We start from the raw sequence: 16,395 nt of genomic DNA on the forward strand, positions 1-16,395 counted from the left end.
GATATTTATGGGGTGCCAGTGTAATTAAAAGGGGCGTGCTTGTTAATGTTTTTTTAAAATTAAAATCGCCAGCGCCATCATGCCGCAATAATCAAACCGCTGCGGTTTGGTTCTTTGCAACCCTATTTATTTGGGGGTTTTACGGTAAAAGGTTCACGCTACTTACTGATTGACACATTTGTTGTTTTCCCCGCTGTTTTACATCATCTATACTCGCCGACTAAAAAAATAGCATAGCGCACCATTTTGGCATCCCTACAGCATGATTGACGGGCTGAATGTGGTTTCCACCACCGACTACGCCGCCGAGCAGTTTGATCATATTGAAAGCGGGGGAGCTCTATGGTCCGGCTAACATTGTCCCTGGCGGCCTGAATGGCTACAGCGGCGCGGGGAATGCCAGCGCTTCACTGGGCGATCCGCGCATGATTGAGCTATCAATGAAACTGGACTTTTAACATGCGTAGAGTATTAGCGTTACTGCTGGCCACCAGCTCGCTGATGTATGGCACACCCGGTGTGGCTCAAACCATTACCGATGATGTCGGCAATCAGGTGATTGTGAAGCATGCGGTGAACCGTATTGCCGATGGCTGGTTTGCCCATCATTCGCTGCTCATGGCGTTAGGCGCAGGGGATCGCATTGTTGCCACCGTCAATCACCCTGAAGATCATCCCTGGATGTTCCGTCTACAGCCCTCTCTCAATCAGGCATTGCAGGTGCGTGGCAAAACCTTTGACAGTGAGGCGCTGGTGGCACGCCAGGTGGATGCGGTCTTTGTCCCGGCAGGCGATCCTGATGCCGCCGCCTATCGCCAGGCCGGACTGCCGGTGTTTGAAATGCGCTTTGATGATTTCCCGTCGATGGAGCGCTCCATGCTCACTACTGTTCAGGTGGTGGGAGGAGAGCAGGTCGAGCAGCGTGCAGTGGCTTACAATCGCTATCTGGATCAACAGATTGCGGCCATAAAGCAAAAAACGGCAGGGCTAACGGCACAGCAGCGCCCCTCGGTGCTGCACATTGAGTCTCTGCATCCGTTGAAAGTGGACGGGCGCAATACGCTGATCGATACCTGGATTACGCTGGCAGGCGGGCGCAATGCTGCCGCCTCTGTGGATGGCAACATGAAGCCGGTCTCACCAGAGACCATTCTGAAGTGGCAGCCGGATGTGATCATTATTGGCGCAGGTGCGGGAGAACTAGCAAACTCGGATTACGCCAGCCTGCTTGCGCCGCTCAAGGCGGTACAGCTTCATCAGGTGTGGCAGAATCCGGCCGGCGTGTTTCCCTGGGATCGTTATGGGGTTGAAGCGGCGTTACAAATTCAGTGGGCGGCTCAGTTGCTGCATCCCGGGCTATTTCCACGCAGTAATATGATCGCCGAAACCCAGGACTTTTACCGTCGCTTCTTTAACTACCCCCTGAGTGCGGAAGAGGCGGCGCGCATTCTCCATGCGCAACCGCCCGCTACGCAGCCTTAACGGGCAACGTGCACCTGTGGGCGCGTATGGGGCATAAAGCGTCCCCCCATTGCGCGCTCCAGTTGCGCGGCCAGTTGCAGTAACTGGCCGTCATTCGCCTGGCGCGTCTGGAAGTGCATCCCCAGCGGCAGTCCAGAGGCCTGGCGCGCCAGAGGAACAGAGATGCCCGCCGTGCCGGTCAGGCTGGCCAGTGGCGTGTAGGAGAAGATTTCCCACAGATCGTAGAACCAGCTCAGCACATCCGGGTTGTCACTGAGCGTCAAATAGCGTTTTTCACCCATCAGCGGCGTGGGTTTGGCAAAGGTTGGCGTCAGAACCATATCCCACTGCTGATAAAACTCACCCAGCTTGCGTGACACGCTGTTAAACACATCCTGCATCTGCCAGCGCTCGCTGTAAGACATGTTCAGCCCTTTTTGCCAGATGCGGATATTGATGGGTTCGACTTTATCTTCAGGCGGTGCGGTTAAGCCTTTTTTCTCCAGCAACCGCTGAATAAACTGCGCAAAATTACTGATGTAGCAGGTGGTCTGGGCCGCAAAAGCGGTTTCGAAGTCGATATCTGGCGTTACCCACTCAACCTGATGACCTAATTCCTGCAACAGCGTCACGGTGCGTTCCAGCTCGCTGACAAAGTGCGGATCGGCAGAGTAGTTGCCCCATTCGTGTGACACTGCAATGCGTAAAGGCTGAGGATCGCGATTGATGAGCGTGGCATAGGGTTCACTGCTGTGCCAGTAAGGCATAAACTCACCCGGCGCGCCGCCGCGACAGCGATCGATAAAGTTTGCCGTGTCGCGCACGCTGCGACTGACACAACCCTGAGTCGAGACGTAGCCGGTAATATCACTGAGCGCCGGAGCGATGGAAAACACGCCGCGCGTGCTTTTCAGGCCAATTAACCCGTGTGAACCCGCAGGAATGCGGATGGAACCCCCGCCGTCCGTGGCGTGAGCTAACGGCAAGACGCCGGCAGCCACCGATGCACAAGCCCCGGCAGAGGAGCCAAAGGTGGTGTATTCCGGGTTCCACGGATTATGCGCAACATAGACCGCCGGGTTTTCTGCCGAGCCACAGACGCCAAATTCGGGTGTAGCGCTGCGACCAATGATATTCAAACCCGCTGCGCGAATCTTCTGGGTGAGAAAGCCGTCTTCCGCTGGGCGGTTACCCTGCATAAACAGTGAACCCTGCTCCTGTAAACGGCCTTTAACACCAGGGCCGAGATCTTTCATCAAAAACGGTACGCCGTTAAATCCACTGTCCAGCTGCGTGCCATCGGTGGCGGGGTTGGTAATGGCATCATCGAACAGTTCCACTACCGCATTTAGCGCAGGATTCACCTTCGCCACGGCCGCAGCGGCCTGTGCTGCCAGTTCGGCGGCAGTCACTTCTCGCTGTTGCAGGCGCTCGGCCAGTGCGGTAGCGTCGTGGGCGGCCCACTCTTCCCAACTCATCACTGTGTTCATGTTTTTCACTCCTGTGGATTGGTTTAGCGGTTAACCAGGGGCTTGAGCGTTACCGGTCTGGCAGCGCGCGGCCTTTCCCTGAGCAGGGCCACTGAAATCAGACATAAAATATTGGCGGCGATCAGGTAGTAGCCCGGTGAGACCGGATTACCGGTGGCTTTAATCAGCCAGGAGAAGACGATCTGTGCTGTGCCGCCGAACAGCGTGATACCGAAGGCGTAGGCAATCGAGAAACCGGTGGATCGGATGTAGCGTGGGAAGTTCTCACACAGCGCCACCAGGACGCCCGAGCCACTGATGCACTGTAATGCCGCAAACAGGGTGATGACGCTGAAGAATACGGCTGGCGTCGGGAAGGTATTGATAATTTCCAGCCCGGGTAGCAATAACAGCAGCAAAATCAGGCGTGGCACGATAATGGTAAACTTGCGACCAAAACGGTCGGCCATCCACCCGCCAACCAGTGAAAACACCACCACGCAGACGCCGATCAGAATGGTAGAGACCATTGCCATGCCTGGGGCAAAGTGCAATTCGCTGAGCGCGTAGGTAGTCATGTAATTCAGGAAATACTGCGTAATGGTGCTACCGCAGAGGATAAAAATACCCAACAGCACCAGGCGACGATATTTGCTAAACACCTCGGTGAGCAGGCTGCGGGTGCTGGTGGCGACGGTATTCTCCTCCACATTGAAGGTTTCATTCAGGTTACGGCGCAGATAGATAGCCATGGGCAGGACCAGCAAGCCAAAGGCGAACGGAATACGCCAGCCCCAACCGGCCAGTTGCTCTGGGGTCAACAGTTGAGTCAATGTAAAGCCAATCACCCCAGCGCTGATCCCCGCCAGCCCCTGTGCCACGATCTGCCAACTGGTATAGAACGCCCGTTTGCCCTGCGGTGCCGCTTCCATAATAAAGGTGGTCGCCGGGCCGGCTTCACCGCCCCAGGCCAACCCTTGTAACATACGCAACACCACCAACAGTATCGGTGCGGCCAGCCCTAACGTGGCATAACCTGGCAAAAACACCAGTCCACCCGTACCGATAGTCATGAAGAGCATGGTCAGCAGCATGGCCGGTTTACGTCCCACCCGGTCAGCGTAGCTGCCGATAAATATTGCGCCGAGCGGACGTACCACAAAGCCAATGCCAAATACCGAAACGGACAACATCAGGCTGACAAATGCATTGTCGGAGGGGAAAAAGGCATTGCCAATCATTACTGCAAAAGTGGCGTAGGCACTGAAATCAAAAAACTCGATTGCGGCACCAAGCACCACGGCGAAAACTTCTTTTCGCGTTGCCTGGCGGGGAACTGTTTCATTTACCATGTCGTTTTCCTCGAACGGGTGATATGGGCAATCGTGTGATGACTCTTTTTATGCCGTTATCATAATTTCCGGGAGATTTATTGTTATTGGCCCTGATGGGCGTATTCAGATATAGCAAAGCACTTTGGCAGTGACTATCACAAATCAGCTTGCCCGGTGCACACAAAATGAGTGCACTTTATATGCCCGCCTGACATAGGAAAAATCAATAAAACAACAAATTTGTTATAAATCATGGCATTATTGTTTTTTCCATCAGGGGGAAACCCAGGCTTTATGCTAGAGAGAAAACATATGCACTCAAAATGTGCGTTCTGTCATGTTTTTAGCAAATAATTTGCCGTACGAATTTGATTGTAACTTATTGATTTTAAATAGGCGTAATAAATCTGTGATCGCGCTCAGTGACTGGGAAAATAAATTGCACGCTTATGGTTCAATCATTAAACACGGCTGCGCTAATTGCCCCAATAGTGCACCAAAATGTGCCAACTGGTTTATTTCTCCCACTCCGGTTATGTTGATTATTAGATATGCAGTGTAAACAGCGGAGCCTGAAAACCTAATATGCAGTTACGAGCCTTGCGTTATTTCAGTCAGGTGGCGCAGTCCACTTCATTACGTGATGCGGCAGAAAAGCTGTTTGTCACGCCTACCGCAGTCACGCGGCAAATTGAGCAACTGGAACACTATTATGGTGCACAACTGATTGAACGCAGTCCGCGCGGGATCAAACTCACCAAAGAGGGTGAGTATCTGGCTCAGGCGGTGCAGGCGACGTTACGTGAACTGGACGTCGTTAAAGAGAAGATTGCGGCGACACAGAGTATTGTCACTGGCATTGTCCGCATCTGCTGTGCTGAGAGCCTGGTGGGGCCGTTTGTTGCCCCCACAATAGCCGATTTTCGTAAGCTGCATCCCCATGTGGGTTTCGAAATCGATGTGGGCAGCGCACCTTTAGTCGCCGAAGCGCTGGTCAATGGGCAGGTTGATCTGGCCCTCACGTTTTATATGCCGGTTACCAGCGAATTGAGCGTGACCCACAGCTGCGAACTGCAACATAAAGTGATGATGGCCGCTGACCATGAATTAGCGGGGAAAAGCTTTCTTACGTTGCGGGATATCGCACAACATCCGATTGCCATCCCCCCGGCTAACTATTCAATGCGTCAGTCGCTGGAATCCGCGGCCAGACGCGAAGGGCTACAGTTTGATTTGCGCTTTGTCACCAGCTCTCTGGATGTGCAGAAGCAGCTGGCACTGCTAGGCCAGGCGATCATTATCCAGCCGCAACTCAATGTAGATGACCATCAGGAACAGGGTCGATTGATTGCCACGTTACTGACCGATCTCCAGCTTGGCGTAGTAAAAGTCGATCTCTGCATGCCGCGTAAGCGCAGCGTGTCGATAGCCAGTCGGCTGTTTCATGACATGCTGGCGGCGCGTATCAGGCGGCAAAATCAGTAGGCGATGCGCAGCAATCGCGCTATACAGTAATGAGAATTATTATCATAATAAGGTCTGGCATAAACGGGAGACACGCGATGCAGCCACAACCTTATGAAAACCTCTCAGCAGATTGCTGTATTGTCGGCGGCGGCCCAGCCGGCCTGATGTTAGCCTATCTGTTTGCCCGCGCGGGCCTGCGCGTGGTGGTGGTAGAAAAACACGCTGACTTTCTGCGCGATTTCCGTGGCGATACCATTCATCCTTCCACCCTGGAAGTCATGCATCATCTCGGCCTGTTGCAAGAGTTGCTGCAACTGCCGCATCAAAAAGCAGAAAAATTACAGGCAGAAATCGGCGGGCAGGAAGTGACGATGGCCGATTTTTCGCGCCTGCCCGTACAATGCCGTTTTATTGCTTTTATGCCGCAGTGGGATTTTCTCAACTTTCTCGCCCAGAAGAGCGCGCAGTTCCCCGGCTTTACGTTACTCACCTCAACGCAATTTGACGATCTGATAGAAGAGCAGGGTGCGGTGGTCGGGATTAAAGCACTGCGCGCAGGGCAACCGATGGAAATTCGTTGCCCGCTGGTGATCGGTGCCGATGGCCGACATTCTCAGGTCAGGGCGAAGAGTGGGCTGGTGAGCCAGAGTTTTGGCGCATCGCGTGATGTGCTATGGCTGAAACTGAGCAAACACGCAGGCGATCCGGACTGGGGAATGGGCCACAAAGGGCCACGCCATAACTTTATTATGATTGATCGCGGCGATTACTGGCAGTGTGGCTACACCATTGATAAAGGCCAGTTTGAAAGCCTGAAGCAACGTGGCTTGCCTGCGCTGAAAGCGAGTATTGCGGCTGTTGCCCCGTTCCCGGTGGAAAAGCTTGAGGAGATCACCGCGTGGGAGCAATTAAAGCTGCTGGTGATTAAAATTGATCGGCTGGACAAATGGATGAAGCCCGGCGTGCTGTGTATCGGCGATGCGGCCCATGCTATGTCACCCATTGGGGGAGTGGGCGTGAACCTCGCCATACAGGATGCCGTTGCCTGCGCGAATTTGTTAACCGAGCCGCTACGCCAGGGCACGCTAACGTTGAATGATTTAGCCCGTGTGCAAAAGCGCCGTCATTTCCCCACCGTTGCCACGCAGTTCCTGCAAATTAAAATGAGTGGCAAGAAAAAGAGCAGTGGGAAAAAAAGCCCGATACCCGGCATCATTGCCCGTTTCCCCTGGCTGCGTTTTGTCTTTGGCCGCCTGATTGGCCTCGGTTTTCGTATGGAAACACCTCGTCTTTAAACCCCTTCGCCTCAGCATCACGCTGGGGCTTTTCCGTCTATATGCTTTTTCTGACATAAGATATAAGAAATCCATCGGTCAAAAACCCAGCGCGTCCCTTGACTGATTTCTGGCGTCAGGTGAGTATGCGGCCTCCTGTTTTTATTATGCATATTATAAATTATAAGCATTTCATCATAATCAATATGAATAATAACGACTCCCTTATTATGCTCAGTGGCGCGGCCTAAAGCGCTTTGATCAGGACATGATTGCATGAATTCATCCACCGGATTACAGGCACTGGAAGCCCGACTGCAACAGGATCTCGACTTGCTGGAGCTGCCGGCGAAAGCCTGGGTGCCGCCGCGTCAGTATCAGGGCGAGCAGGTGCGTGATGTTGTGGTGATAGGGGCGGGTATGTGTGGCCTGGCGGCAACCGCCAAACTCCTGCTGAGCGGCATTGACAACATCGTCACTTATGATGCCGCCGCAGCGGGGCAAGAAGGGCCGTGGGTCACTTTTGCCCGCATGGAAACATTGCGTTCGCCCAAAACGTTGCACGGCCCGGCTCTGGGATTACCGCAACTGACTTTCCGCGCCTGGTTTACCGCGCAGTGGGGCGTCGACGCGTGGGAAGCGCTGGATAAAATCCCGAAAGCACAATGGATGGACTATCTGGTGTGGTATCGCCAGGTACTGAACCTGCCGGTACACAATGGCGTGCGTATCACGGCTATTACGCAACAAGAGAGCCTGATTGCGCTCGAACTCAGTGGTGCTGAGACGGGACGGGTGTTAACGCGCCGCCTGGTGCTCGCCACGGGCCGTTCAGGTCTTGGTGGAGCCGCCGTGCCGGAGTTCCTGCGTCATGTTGATCGCCATCTGTGGGCGCACTCTGCCGACCCGATTGACTTCGCACAGCTTAAAGGCAAGCGGGTTGCGGTGATTGGTGCGGGGGCCTCCTCGATGGACAATGCCGCGACGGCGCTGGAAGCGGGCGCGGCCACGGTAGACTTGCTGATCCGCCGCAAAGAGATGCCGCGCATTAACAAAATGACCGGTATTGGTAGCCAGGGCGTGGTCCACGGCATGTTCCAGTTGCCTGACAGCTGGAAGTGGAAGTTTGTTGATTACACCGCAACCACGCAAACACCGCCTCCACGCGCCTCAACCCTGCGCGTGTCGCGTCATGCGAATGCACATTTCTTCCTCGACTGCGCCATTAAAGCGGTGACTCAGCAGGGCGATGCGCTGCGGATTGACACCACGCAAGGGGAGATGACCTACGATTTTCTGATTGCGGCCACCGGCTTTGCCAATGATTTTCATGGCCGATCTGAATTTGCCGCCCTTGCGCCGCATATCCGCAGTTGGGCTGATGGACGCTATCGTCCTGAGATGGGTGCACCGCGTGCCAGCCTGCTACAGGCTCCCGATCTCGGCCCCGATTTCGCCTTCCGCGAACGCCAGCCCGGCGCGTGCCCGATACTGGCCCACATTCACTGCTTCAACGATGCCGCAATGCTGACACACGGCAAGGTCTCTGGCGACATCCCGGCGGTAAGCGCAGGGGCGGATCGCCTGGTGCGCGCGCTGGCTGCCTCACTGTTTGCCGAAGATGTTGAAACGCATTTCGCCAACCTGCAAGCCTTTGATAAACCGGAATTGCTGGGTGACGAGTGGATAGATTCTACCCCCTTACTGAAACAGGAGAATGGCTTGTGATTGACGCCATTGACAAGGCTGCTGGTCTGACACCGCAGGATCAACTTTACGCCGCGCGCCGTTTCCGTCCGGAATTTGTCTCGGGAGCCGAACAGTGCCGCGACGCGGTGTTGCAACCCGCCAGCGATCAGGGGCTCTCTTCCGCGCTACGTTTGGCCCTGGCACAACGTATTGCGGCACTGAATAACGATGCCGCATTAGTGGCGGAATACCGTGAATTACTGGCAGCACAGCAGCCAGACGCCACGCTGTTAGCGCTGGCCGCAGGAGAGACTGAGCTGGCACAACCGCTGGCCGCCGTGGCTCGTCAGGCGGATCGAGTGACCTTAACCCCGTCGCTGGCGGAAGCCAACGATATGGCGCTACTGGCTGAGGCCGGGTTGAACAATCCACAAATTGTTGCGCTGTCGGAGCTGATTGCATTTGTTAATTTCCAGACGCGCGTCGCGGCTGGCCTGCGTTTGTTGAGGTCCTTATGATCCCGTCAGTGACGCTAAAACCCCTGAACTGGCATCCCTACATTACGCCAGTCAGCCTGGATGAAGCCAATCCAGAACAGTTGGAGGCGATGAAAGTCACGCCCTCCAGCAAGAAGATATCGGAGTATGTGCGCACCCTGGCGCACGACCCGGAAAGCTATGTCGCGCGGACGGTGTTGTTCAACGCCATTATGTACGTAGAGGGCGGCCTGGACCGTGCCGCACGGGAAGTGGGTGCGCTGGGCGCTTCTGTGACCAACGGTTGTAAGTATTGCGCCGTGGTGCATGCGCGCCGCCATGCGCAATTAGTGAAGAGCGATGCGCTGGTGAGCGCGCTTTACTTCAATCTGCCTGAGCGGCTTAACGCGCGGGATGCGGCAATGTATCGCTTCGCACAGCGTCTTTCGGTCACCCCCGCTGAGGCCACGGCAGAAGATATGGCGGCGCTGCGTGCAGCGGGCCTGAGTGATGAAGAGATTATTGACCTGATTCATGCCATTGCGATTTTTGGCTGGGCCAACCGTCTGATGCATGTACTGGGTCATGCTGAACCCGGCAAAGGAGATTAACCATGCTTGAACTGAATAATATTACGCTCTCCTATGGCAGCACGCCGATTCTGCGTGGCGTCAATTTGTCGGTAAAACGGGGGGATGTGGTGTCGATCATCGGCCCAAGCGGCACCGGTAAAACCACGCTGTTGCGCTGCATCAACCATTTGGCCAAGCCTTCGGCGGGCACGGTACGTCTCGACAACATCGAGATGCACTATCCGTCACCCACCAAAGCGGCGGTTCAGGCGGTTCGTCTGCGCACGGCCATGGTGTTCCAACAGTTCAACGTGTTTAAAAACATGACGGTGCTGCAAAACGTGATGGATCCGCTGGTGGTGGTGCAGGGGAAATCTCGTGATGAAGCGCGGGAAATCGCGCGTCAGGAGCTGGATCGCGTCGGTCTGGCCACCAAAATGGATCACTATCCGTCACAGCTTTCGGGCGGTCAACTCCAGCGTACCGGTATCGCCCGCGCGTTGGCCGTGCGTCCAAATGTGATTCTGTTTGATGAACCCACCTCATCACTTGACCCTGAACTGGTGGGTGAAGTGCTGAAAGTGATTAAAGACGTCACCTCTTCGGGGATCACCTCGCTGCTGGTGACTCATGAAATGCAGTTTGCCAAAAGTATTTCCAACCGCATCGTGTTTATGGATCAGGGTGTGGTGGCCGCAGAAGGGACGCCGGAAGAGATTTTCGACCGCCCAACGCTGCCACGACTGGCCCAGTTTCTTAATGCTGAACACGTTCTCTGAGAATAAAAGGAAACCATCATGCCTGCTTTGACTACCACTTTTCGTCGCCTTGCTCTGGCCAGCGCTGCTGTGTTAACGCTGGCTTCAGCCAATCTGAGTTATGCAGCCGATGCCGTGCGCACCATTAAAATTGCCACTGCCGCTGAATCTAAACCGCTCTCCTGGGGCGCGATTGGTGTCGAGCCGCAGGGCTACGAGCCAGACGTGTTACGTGCCATCAATGCGAAACTGCCACAGTACAAATTTGTGATGGAAGGCGCAGCGGATATCGCCCAGGAGACCGGTCTGGTCACCGGTAAATATGACATCGCTACCGGCGGCTATTACAAAGCGCCTGCGCGCAGCAAACAGTTCCTGATCCCGGACAGTCCAATTGGGGCAAGCCTGATGAAGATCTACAGCCGCAAAGACAGCAACATCAACGGCATGAAAGATCTGGTGGGCAAAAATATTGTTCCGGTGACGGCGGGTGGCGGCGTGTACAAGTTTGTCATGCAGTGGCAGCAGGAAAACCCGAACGATAAAGTGGATATCAAGGCCTCCAGCGCCGGTATTCCTTATCCGGATCGCCTGAAAGAGGTTCAGAGCGGTAAATATGACGCGCTGATTCTGCCTTCAAATCTGGGTGAGCAGACGGTAATTGATAACCAAAAACTGGATATCAAGGCCAGTGAGCCGGTCTCCATCAACAACACCTATGTGCTGATCCACAAATCTGATGAAAACAAAGTGTTGAGCGAAGATATCAACAAGGCACTGCAACAGCTGAAAGCCGACGGCACCCTCGACAAACTGTCGCAAAAATGGTTTGGCGAAGATGTGGTTAAGTACATGAAATAAGGCGTTCTATCGCTTTAAACGTCAGGCCTGCGGGCACGGCTGAATATTTTGTCTGGAGTGTTTTAACGTGAATCTTACGCTAATGATTCCCGAGCTGCTTGCGGCATTACCGCTGACGCTCGCCATTGTTTTTGTCGCCCTGATTGCAGGTTTTATGCTGGCCCTGTTAGCGACAACCTTTCGCGTGCGTCGGGTACCGGTGATCAGCCAACTGGCGGACCTTTACGTCTCCTATGCCCGCAGCGTGCCGGTAGTGTTGCAGTTGTTTGTCGCGTTTTATGGCCTGCCGCTGGTGGCAGGTCTGTTTGGCGTCGAGGATTTTCTCTCCGCGACCGTGGCTTCGATGGTGGGTTTGAGTCTCTATCACGGCGGCTACTTATCAGAAGTGATGCGTCCGGCCTACCTGGCGGTAGAGCGGGGCCAACATGATGCGGCGGATAGTCTTGGCTACGGTTTCTGGCGCAAGCTCACCAGGGTGATTGTGCCGCAGGCGCTGCACATTGCCTTACCGGGCTACGGTAACGCGATCATTTACCTGATCCACAACGTGGCGCTGGTGATGTATATCGGCGCGGCAGACGTGATGGCTACGGCACACCTGATTATGGAACGCGCCTACAACCAATATCAGTTCGGTACTTATCTGGTGCTGGCGGTGATCTATTCACTGCTGTGTCTGATTGCGTGGCTGATTGTGCGCGCCTTTGAGCGCCGGGCCGGTCGTTTCACACAGAAAAGCGCGGCGGCAAAAGCCCCGTTAATGCCAAATATCTGACAGGAGCATGACCATGTTTGATTCTTCTCTGCTGCTGGAAGATTTCTGGAGCATTCTGGATGCGGTACCCGTCACGCTGGCGATGGCGGTGACGATCTTTATCTGCGCCACGCTGTTGGGTGGGCTGCTGGCTTTTATCGAGCACAAGCGTATTCCGCTGCTGCGTCAGGCGGTACTGGCCTACAAAATTGCCTTTAAAGGCGTGCCGATGGTGGTGGTGATTTTCCTGGCTTATTACGGCCTGCCGGCGGCGTTACAGTTCTTCGCAACGCAGTTTGGGGTGGCGGTCAATGCCCACTCCATGCCGAACTGGGTGATCATTATTGTGGCGCTGAGTGCCTGCGTGGCGGCGTTTCAGGCGGAAGTGGTGAAAGGGGCATTGAACGCGTTTGATAAAGGGCAGGCAGATGCGGCCTATGCCTTTGGTTACAGTGGCTGGCAGCTATTCCGCCGGGTGTTGTTTCCACAAATCATCGTGTCGGCGATCCCCGATTTAGCCAATGCGTTTATGGTGATCATGAAGGCGCTGTCGCTGGCGTTTGCGATTGAGGTGGTGGATATCTTCGCGCAGGCACAGCTCACCGCCGCGCTGAACTTTTACTACCTTGAGGCCTTTGGCGTGGCCGTGGTGTTCTATATGGTCATCGCGTGGGTGGTGACTAAAGTGGCCGATAAAATCGAATCCGCCTTGCGAGTGCGCACCTGATTCGGCTCGTGACGCCACACTCTGCCCGAGCCGATGCTCGGGCTTTTTTTTCAGTGCATCATGGCGATGGGCCTTTTAAAATGGCGGCTATCGCACCTTCAGGGAAGTAAGATTATGAGCGCATTAAACGATCTGGACCTGCGCCAGCTTGAGGCCTTTGCGGCAGTGATTGCCGCAGGCAGCGTCACGGCAGCGGCAAAAACGCTGAAACGTTCGCAGCCCATGGTGTCCCGGCAGATTCAGGAACTGGAGCAGTCTCTGGGCTATGCGCTGTTTATGCGTAACGGGCCGCGCATTCATGCCACTGAACAGGCGCTGCAACTGCATCAGTATGTACACAAAGCGCTGCTCTCCCTGGAACAGATTCGACAGCAGGCGCTAGAGATTGGCGTGCAGCAACATCGTCCGCTGCGTATTGCAGCGACGCCCGCCCTGGCCGCAGGATTATTACCCCGCGCGCTGGCGCTGCTGGCAGACCAGGGGTTGCAGAACAAAGTCCAGATTGTGAATGAATCGGCCGAGCAGACCGCACATGCGGTGATCACGGCGGATGCGGATGTAGGCCTGTGTAGTTTGCCCCTTGAACACCACGCTTTCGAACTGCACTGGATTGGTGAGTCTCGCTGCGTGGTGGCGCTGCCACAGGAGGATGCATTGGCTGCGCAGTCGCAATTGACGCTGGCGTGCCTCGCCGGGCGCAGGCTGGTTGCACCGCTTGATCCCCTGCGTTTGCGCGGACGCTTTGCCAAAGTGTTGAAAAAGCTGAACGTGGCGCCGCACGAGATGATCGAAACCAACGCCTCGGCCAATATTCTTGCCTGCGTACGTGCCGGACTCGGCGTCGCTATTCTGGAGCCGGTCACCGCATGGGGCATGCCGCTGGAAGGCGTTGCTATTCGACCGTTGGTAGAAGTTGTGCCTTATTTCTTTGGCGTTATCACCCCACAAGGACGTCAGCTGTCGCCCGCCGCGCAGGCCTTGATCAGCGCGCTGAATACCGCCGCCCAGGAGATGCTGCCTGACTTTGTCTGCTTACCCGGTTCAGAGCACCCGCGCGTTATGCGGCTGCTGAATCAGGATGAAGCCTGATACTTAAGTGACGTTGTCACTATTTGCTGTGTTGATATAGCGCTCCATACCGCTTATCAATGCATCGAATACGGTTTTGCACGCCGGATTGCTGCGCAGATCCTCATGCATGGTGACCCAGGTGGGGAATTGCAGACTGAACAGCGTGGGCAGCACGCGGATGAGTTCGGGGTTTTGTCGTGCTAGCCCCGCCTTGCACATACCGATGCCTGCTCCCGCACGGATCAGGGCCAGATGCGCAAGGTCGCTATTGCTGCGCAACGTAAACATATCGGGCTGCAATTGTGGCCAGCGGCGGCTGATGCTGCGGATAAAATGTGTTTCCTGATCATAACCAATCACGCTATGTCCGCGCAGTGCTTCCCAGCTCTCTGGGGGCGGGCCGTAGCCGCTGAACAGCGGGCCTGCGTAATGCTCCCCGGCACGGTCTATAACTTTGATCCCCACAATTCACCCTACATCAAGGAACAGGCGGCACAGCAGCCGAAAACGCGCAAAGGTAAGATTAGAGTAACGATGGAGCAGCGGCTCCAGCAGTTTGCTGATGCAGGCGGGAAAGCCATCGTGGTACGTGCCGGGGACTATTTTGGTCCAGGCGCTGGCAACAGCTGGTTTGCTCAAGGCCTAATCAAACCGGGCAAGCCGGTGCGAAAGATTTATAATCCCGCACGTCCCGGCATTGGGCATCAGTGGGGATATCTGCCCGATGTGGCGGCGACCATGGTGCAAGTACTGGAACAACGCCAACGGCTGGACAATTTTACCAACCTGCATATGGCCGGGCACTGGGATGCGGATGGTCGCCAAATGGTGACAATGATTCAGCAGTTTACCCAGCAGCAGGGTTCGGCTGCACCCATTGTCTCTTTTCCCTGGTGGCTCATCTCTCTGATGGCCCCGTTCAACCTGACGCTGCGTGAGATGCTAGAGATGCGCTATTTGTGGCAGCAACCGCTGCGCCTCGATAATACCCGGCTCATAGAAATGTTGGGTGCAGAGCCACATACCCCGCTAGAGCAGGCGGTAAATGACACTTTGAACGGTTTGGGGTGCGGGATTTAAGGTTCTTTACTTTCGCATAGCTTAGCTCATTTGTTTCTGCCATAACGTGAATGGTATTCTTGGCCACCAAAAAATTATTAACTTGTTGATATGCCTCTATACCTTTCAACTATTTACTACTAAAGCCGATATCGGCGAAGGAGGAATGGGTTATGTACTCAAAACGCGATATTTCAACAATGAAGAACATGACAATTGCCGAACGCAAAGCTGAATCTATGCGTCAACTTAAGGCATCTTTCTCAGCAGCTGCTCGTAATGGAACACTACGTTCCCGAGAGTCAACGCAAAGCTGATCTAACTCCTCCGCCAAAACCCGTTTTAGCGGGTTTTTTTGGCCTCGTTATCTCTTCAATCCGAAAAACTCACCGTTCAACAGGCACTTTTCCCTCAGGCTGATACACTTAGCGGCGCAAACTGAGGAGGCGTAATGAAATTTGGTTTTGCCTGTAAGTATTTGAATTCCGCGCTACAACAGCCTTTCCCGTTTAAGGGAACCACGCGCACCCGCTTTCTTGCGCTCGACCATGCAGCGCGGGTTAGCGCCATTGCGCCGCTGGCGCAAAATAACCTGTTACAGCTGGAAAATGTGCTGCGTGAACTGGCTCTGCTGCCGCCAGCGCTGCGGATGATGCGTATCGGCAGCGATTTATTGCCGTTATATACCGTGCCGGAAGCGGGGCCGGTGTATCAGGAACTGATGCCAGATTTGCTGCCGCTGTTTACGCGCTGCGGTAATCTGGCGCGTGAGCAGTGGATCCGCCTCTCTTTCCACCCTGGACAATATACGGTTCTGGCATCAGACAACCCGGATGTTGTGACGCGTGCGCTGGAAGATGTGGAGTATCACACGCTGTGCGCACGTTGGTTGGGATATGGGCGTGCATTTCAGGATTTCAAAATCAATATTCATATGAACGGCAAGGCGGGTTTTGCCGGATTTGCCCAGGCATTTGGTCGTTTAAGCCCGGAAGCGCGGCTGATGCTGACCGTAGAAAACGATGAAGTGTCTTGTTCGCTGGATGATGTCCTTCAGGCGCAAAAGCTCTGCCCGATTGTGCTGGATATTCACCATCATTGGGTTAAAGAGAACGCGTTTATTCGACCTGATGATGCGCGCATTGAACAAGTGATCGCCTCGTGGCGCGGCGTACGGCCGGTGTTGCACTATTCGATTTCTCAGGAAGGGCTGATCCCGACAGAAGGGTATCCTGACCAGGAGATGCTGGGGTTATCTAAAGCCAAATTGCGTGCCCATTCGGATTACTATTTCAATCCGACGCTCAACGACTGGGCGCTCTCTTTCCGCCAGTTTGACCTGATGTGTGAGGTGAAAATGAAAAATATCGCCAGCACGCAGCTCTATTACCATAGCCTGCAACAGGCTTGAGAAACAGCCCGG

General features: G+C 54.7%; 17 protein-coding genes. 14 read left to right on the forward strand and 3 right to left on the reverse strand.

Features of this window, described 5'->3' with window-relative positions; all coding sequences use genetic code 11:
• Positions 1 to 278: 278 nt before the first annotated feature.
• Together B880_RS0119620 and B880_RS0119625 are read left to right on the forward strand one after the other, a co-directional pair.
• Positions 279 to 458 carry a hypothetical protein gene (locus B880_RS0119620; RefSeq protein WP_017349166.1) on the forward strand — a complete coding sequence of 60 codons (180 nt, stop codon included), beginning with the start codon at positions 279 to 281 and terminating at the stop codon, positions 456 to 458.
• 1 nt (position 459) lies between these two features.
• Positions 460 to 1,482, forward strand: a complete 1,023-nt coding sequence (locus tag B880_RS0119625; RefSeq protein WP_017349167.1) for an ABC transporter substrate-binding protein — start codon at positions 460 to 462, stop codon at positions 1,480 to 1,482.
• On the opposite strand, the gene B880_RS0119630 is transcribed toward B880_RS0119625, so the two are convergent.
• Both B880_RS0119630 and B880_RS0119635 read right to left on the reverse strand, forming a co-directional pair.
• The gene (locus tag B880_RS0119630; protein WP_017349168.1) at positions 1,479 to 2,951 is read right to left on the reverse strand and encodes an amidase; all 1,473 of its coding nucleotides are present in this window, start codon (positions 2,949 to 2,951) and stop codon (positions 1,479 to 1,481) included. The genes B880_RS0119625 and B880_RS0119630 overlap by 4 nt on opposite strands.
• Positions 2,952 to 2,974: 23 nt before the next feature.
• Positions 2,975 to 4,282 (reverse strand): MFS transporter, encoded by a 1,308-nt coding sequence (locus tag B880_RS0119635; protein ID WP_017349169.1) that lies wholly within the window; start codon positions 4,280 to 4,282, stop codon positions 2,975 to 2,977.
• Positions 4,283 to 4,849: 567 nt separating this feature from the next.
• On the opposite strand from B880_RS0119635, the gene B880_RS0119640 reads away from it, so the two are divergent.
• The 10 genes from B880_RS0119640 (at position 4,850) to B880_RS0119690 (ending at position 13,931) form a co-directional block, all read left to right on the forward strand.
• Complete coding sequence (locus B880_RS0119640; RefSeq protein WP_017349170.1) at positions 4,850 to 5,749, forward strand: LysR family transcriptional regulator; 900 nt, start codon at positions 4,850 to 4,852, stop codon at positions 5,747 to 5,749.
• A 77-nt stretch (positions 5,750 to 5,826) separates the two neighbouring features.
• Entirely contained in the window at positions 5,827 to 7,026 is a 1,200-nt protein-coding gene (locus B880_RS0119645; RefSeq protein ID WP_017349171.1) for an FAD-dependent oxidoreductase, read from the forward strand.
• 255 nt (positions 7,027 to 7,281) lie between these two features.
• Positions 7,282 to 8,733, forward strand: coding sequence for a flavin-containing monooxygenase (locus tag B880_RS0119655; RefSeq protein WP_017349173.1), 1,452 nt, complete (start codon positions 7,282 to 7,284; stop codon positions 8,731 to 8,733).
• The gene (locus B880_RS0119660) at positions 8,730 to 9,212 is read left to right on the forward strand and encodes a CMD domain-containing protein (protein WP_017349174.1); all 483 of its coding nucleotides are present in this window, start codon (positions 8,730 to 8,732) and stop codon (positions 9,210 to 9,212) included. The genes B880_RS0119655 and B880_RS0119660 overlap by 4 nt, the downstream gene beginning before the upstream one ends.
• Positions 9,209 to 9,781 (forward strand): peroxidase-related enzyme, encoded by a 573-nt coding sequence (locus B880_RS0119665; protein ID WP_017349175.1) that lies wholly within the window; start codon positions 9,209 to 9,211, stop codon positions 9,779 to 9,781. The genes B880_RS0119660 and B880_RS0119665 overlap by 4 nt, the downstream gene beginning before the upstream one ends.
• Positions 9,782 to 9,783: 2 nt before the next feature.
• Positions 9,784 to 10,521, forward strand: coding sequence for an amino acid ABC transporter ATP-binding protein (locus B880_RS0119670; protein WP_017349176.1), 738 nt, complete (start codon positions 9,784 to 9,786; stop codon positions 10,519 to 10,521).
• An 18-nt stretch (positions 10,522 to 10,539) separates the two neighbouring features.
• Positions 10,540 to 11,361 carry a transporter substrate-binding domain-containing protein gene (locus B880_RS0119675; protein WP_017349177.1) on the forward strand — a complete coding sequence of 274 codons (822 nt, stop codon included), beginning with the start codon at positions 10,540 to 10,542 and terminating at the stop codon, positions 11,359 to 11,361.
• A gap of 82 nt (positions 11,362 to 11,443) precedes the next feature.
• A complete protein-coding gene (locus B880_RS0119680; protein ID WP_017349178.1) occupies positions 11,444 to 12,136 on the forward strand; it encodes an amino acid ABC transporter permease in 693 nt (230 codons plus the stop codon).
• A gap of 13 nt (positions 12,137 to 12,149) precedes the next feature.
• The gene (locus tag B880_RS0119685; protein WP_017349179.1) at positions 12,150 to 12,842 is read left to right on the forward strand and encodes an amino acid ABC transporter permease; all 693 of its coding nucleotides are present in this window, start codon (positions 12,150 to 12,152) and stop codon (positions 12,840 to 12,842) included.
• A gap of 114 nt (positions 12,843 to 12,956) precedes the next feature.
• Positions 12,957 to 13,931 (forward strand): LysR family transcriptional regulator, encoded by a 975-nt coding sequence (locus tag B880_RS0119690; RefSeq protein ID WP_017349180.1) that lies wholly within the window; start codon positions 12,957 to 12,959, stop codon positions 13,929 to 13,931.
• 3 nt (positions 13,932 to 13,934) lie between these two features.
• On the opposite strand, the gene B880_RS25290 is transcribed toward B880_RS0119690, so the two are convergent.
• Positions 13,935 to 14,378: a LysR substrate-binding domain-containing protein gene (locus B880_RS25290; protein ID WP_017349181.1), complete on the reverse strand. Its 444-nt coding sequence runs from the start codon at positions 14,376 to 14,378 to the stop codon at positions 13,935 to 13,937.
• A gap of 69 nt (positions 14,379 to 14,447) precedes the next feature.
• On the opposite strand from B880_RS25290, the gene B880_RS25295 reads away from it, so the two are divergent.
• Together B880_RS25295 and B880_RS0119705 are read left to right on the forward strand one after the other, a co-directional pair.
• Positions 14,448 to 14,993, forward strand: coding sequence for a hypothetical protein (locus tag B880_RS25295; protein WP_017349182.1), 546 nt, complete (start codon positions 14,448 to 14,450; stop codon positions 14,991 to 14,993).
• Positions 14,994 to 15,423: 430 nt separating this feature from the next.
• A complete protein-coding gene (locus B880_RS0119705; RefSeq protein ID WP_017349183.1) occupies positions 15,424 to 16,383 on the forward strand; it encodes a hypothetical protein in 960 nt (319 codons plus the stop codon).
• Positions 16,384 to 16,395 lie beyond the last annotated feature (12 nt).

Source organism: Pantoea sp. A4, assembly GCF_000295955.2.
GTDB classification, from domain to species: Bacteria; Pseudomonadota; Gammaproteobacteria; order Enterobacterales; family Enterobacteriaceae; genus Pantoea; species Pantoea multigeneris.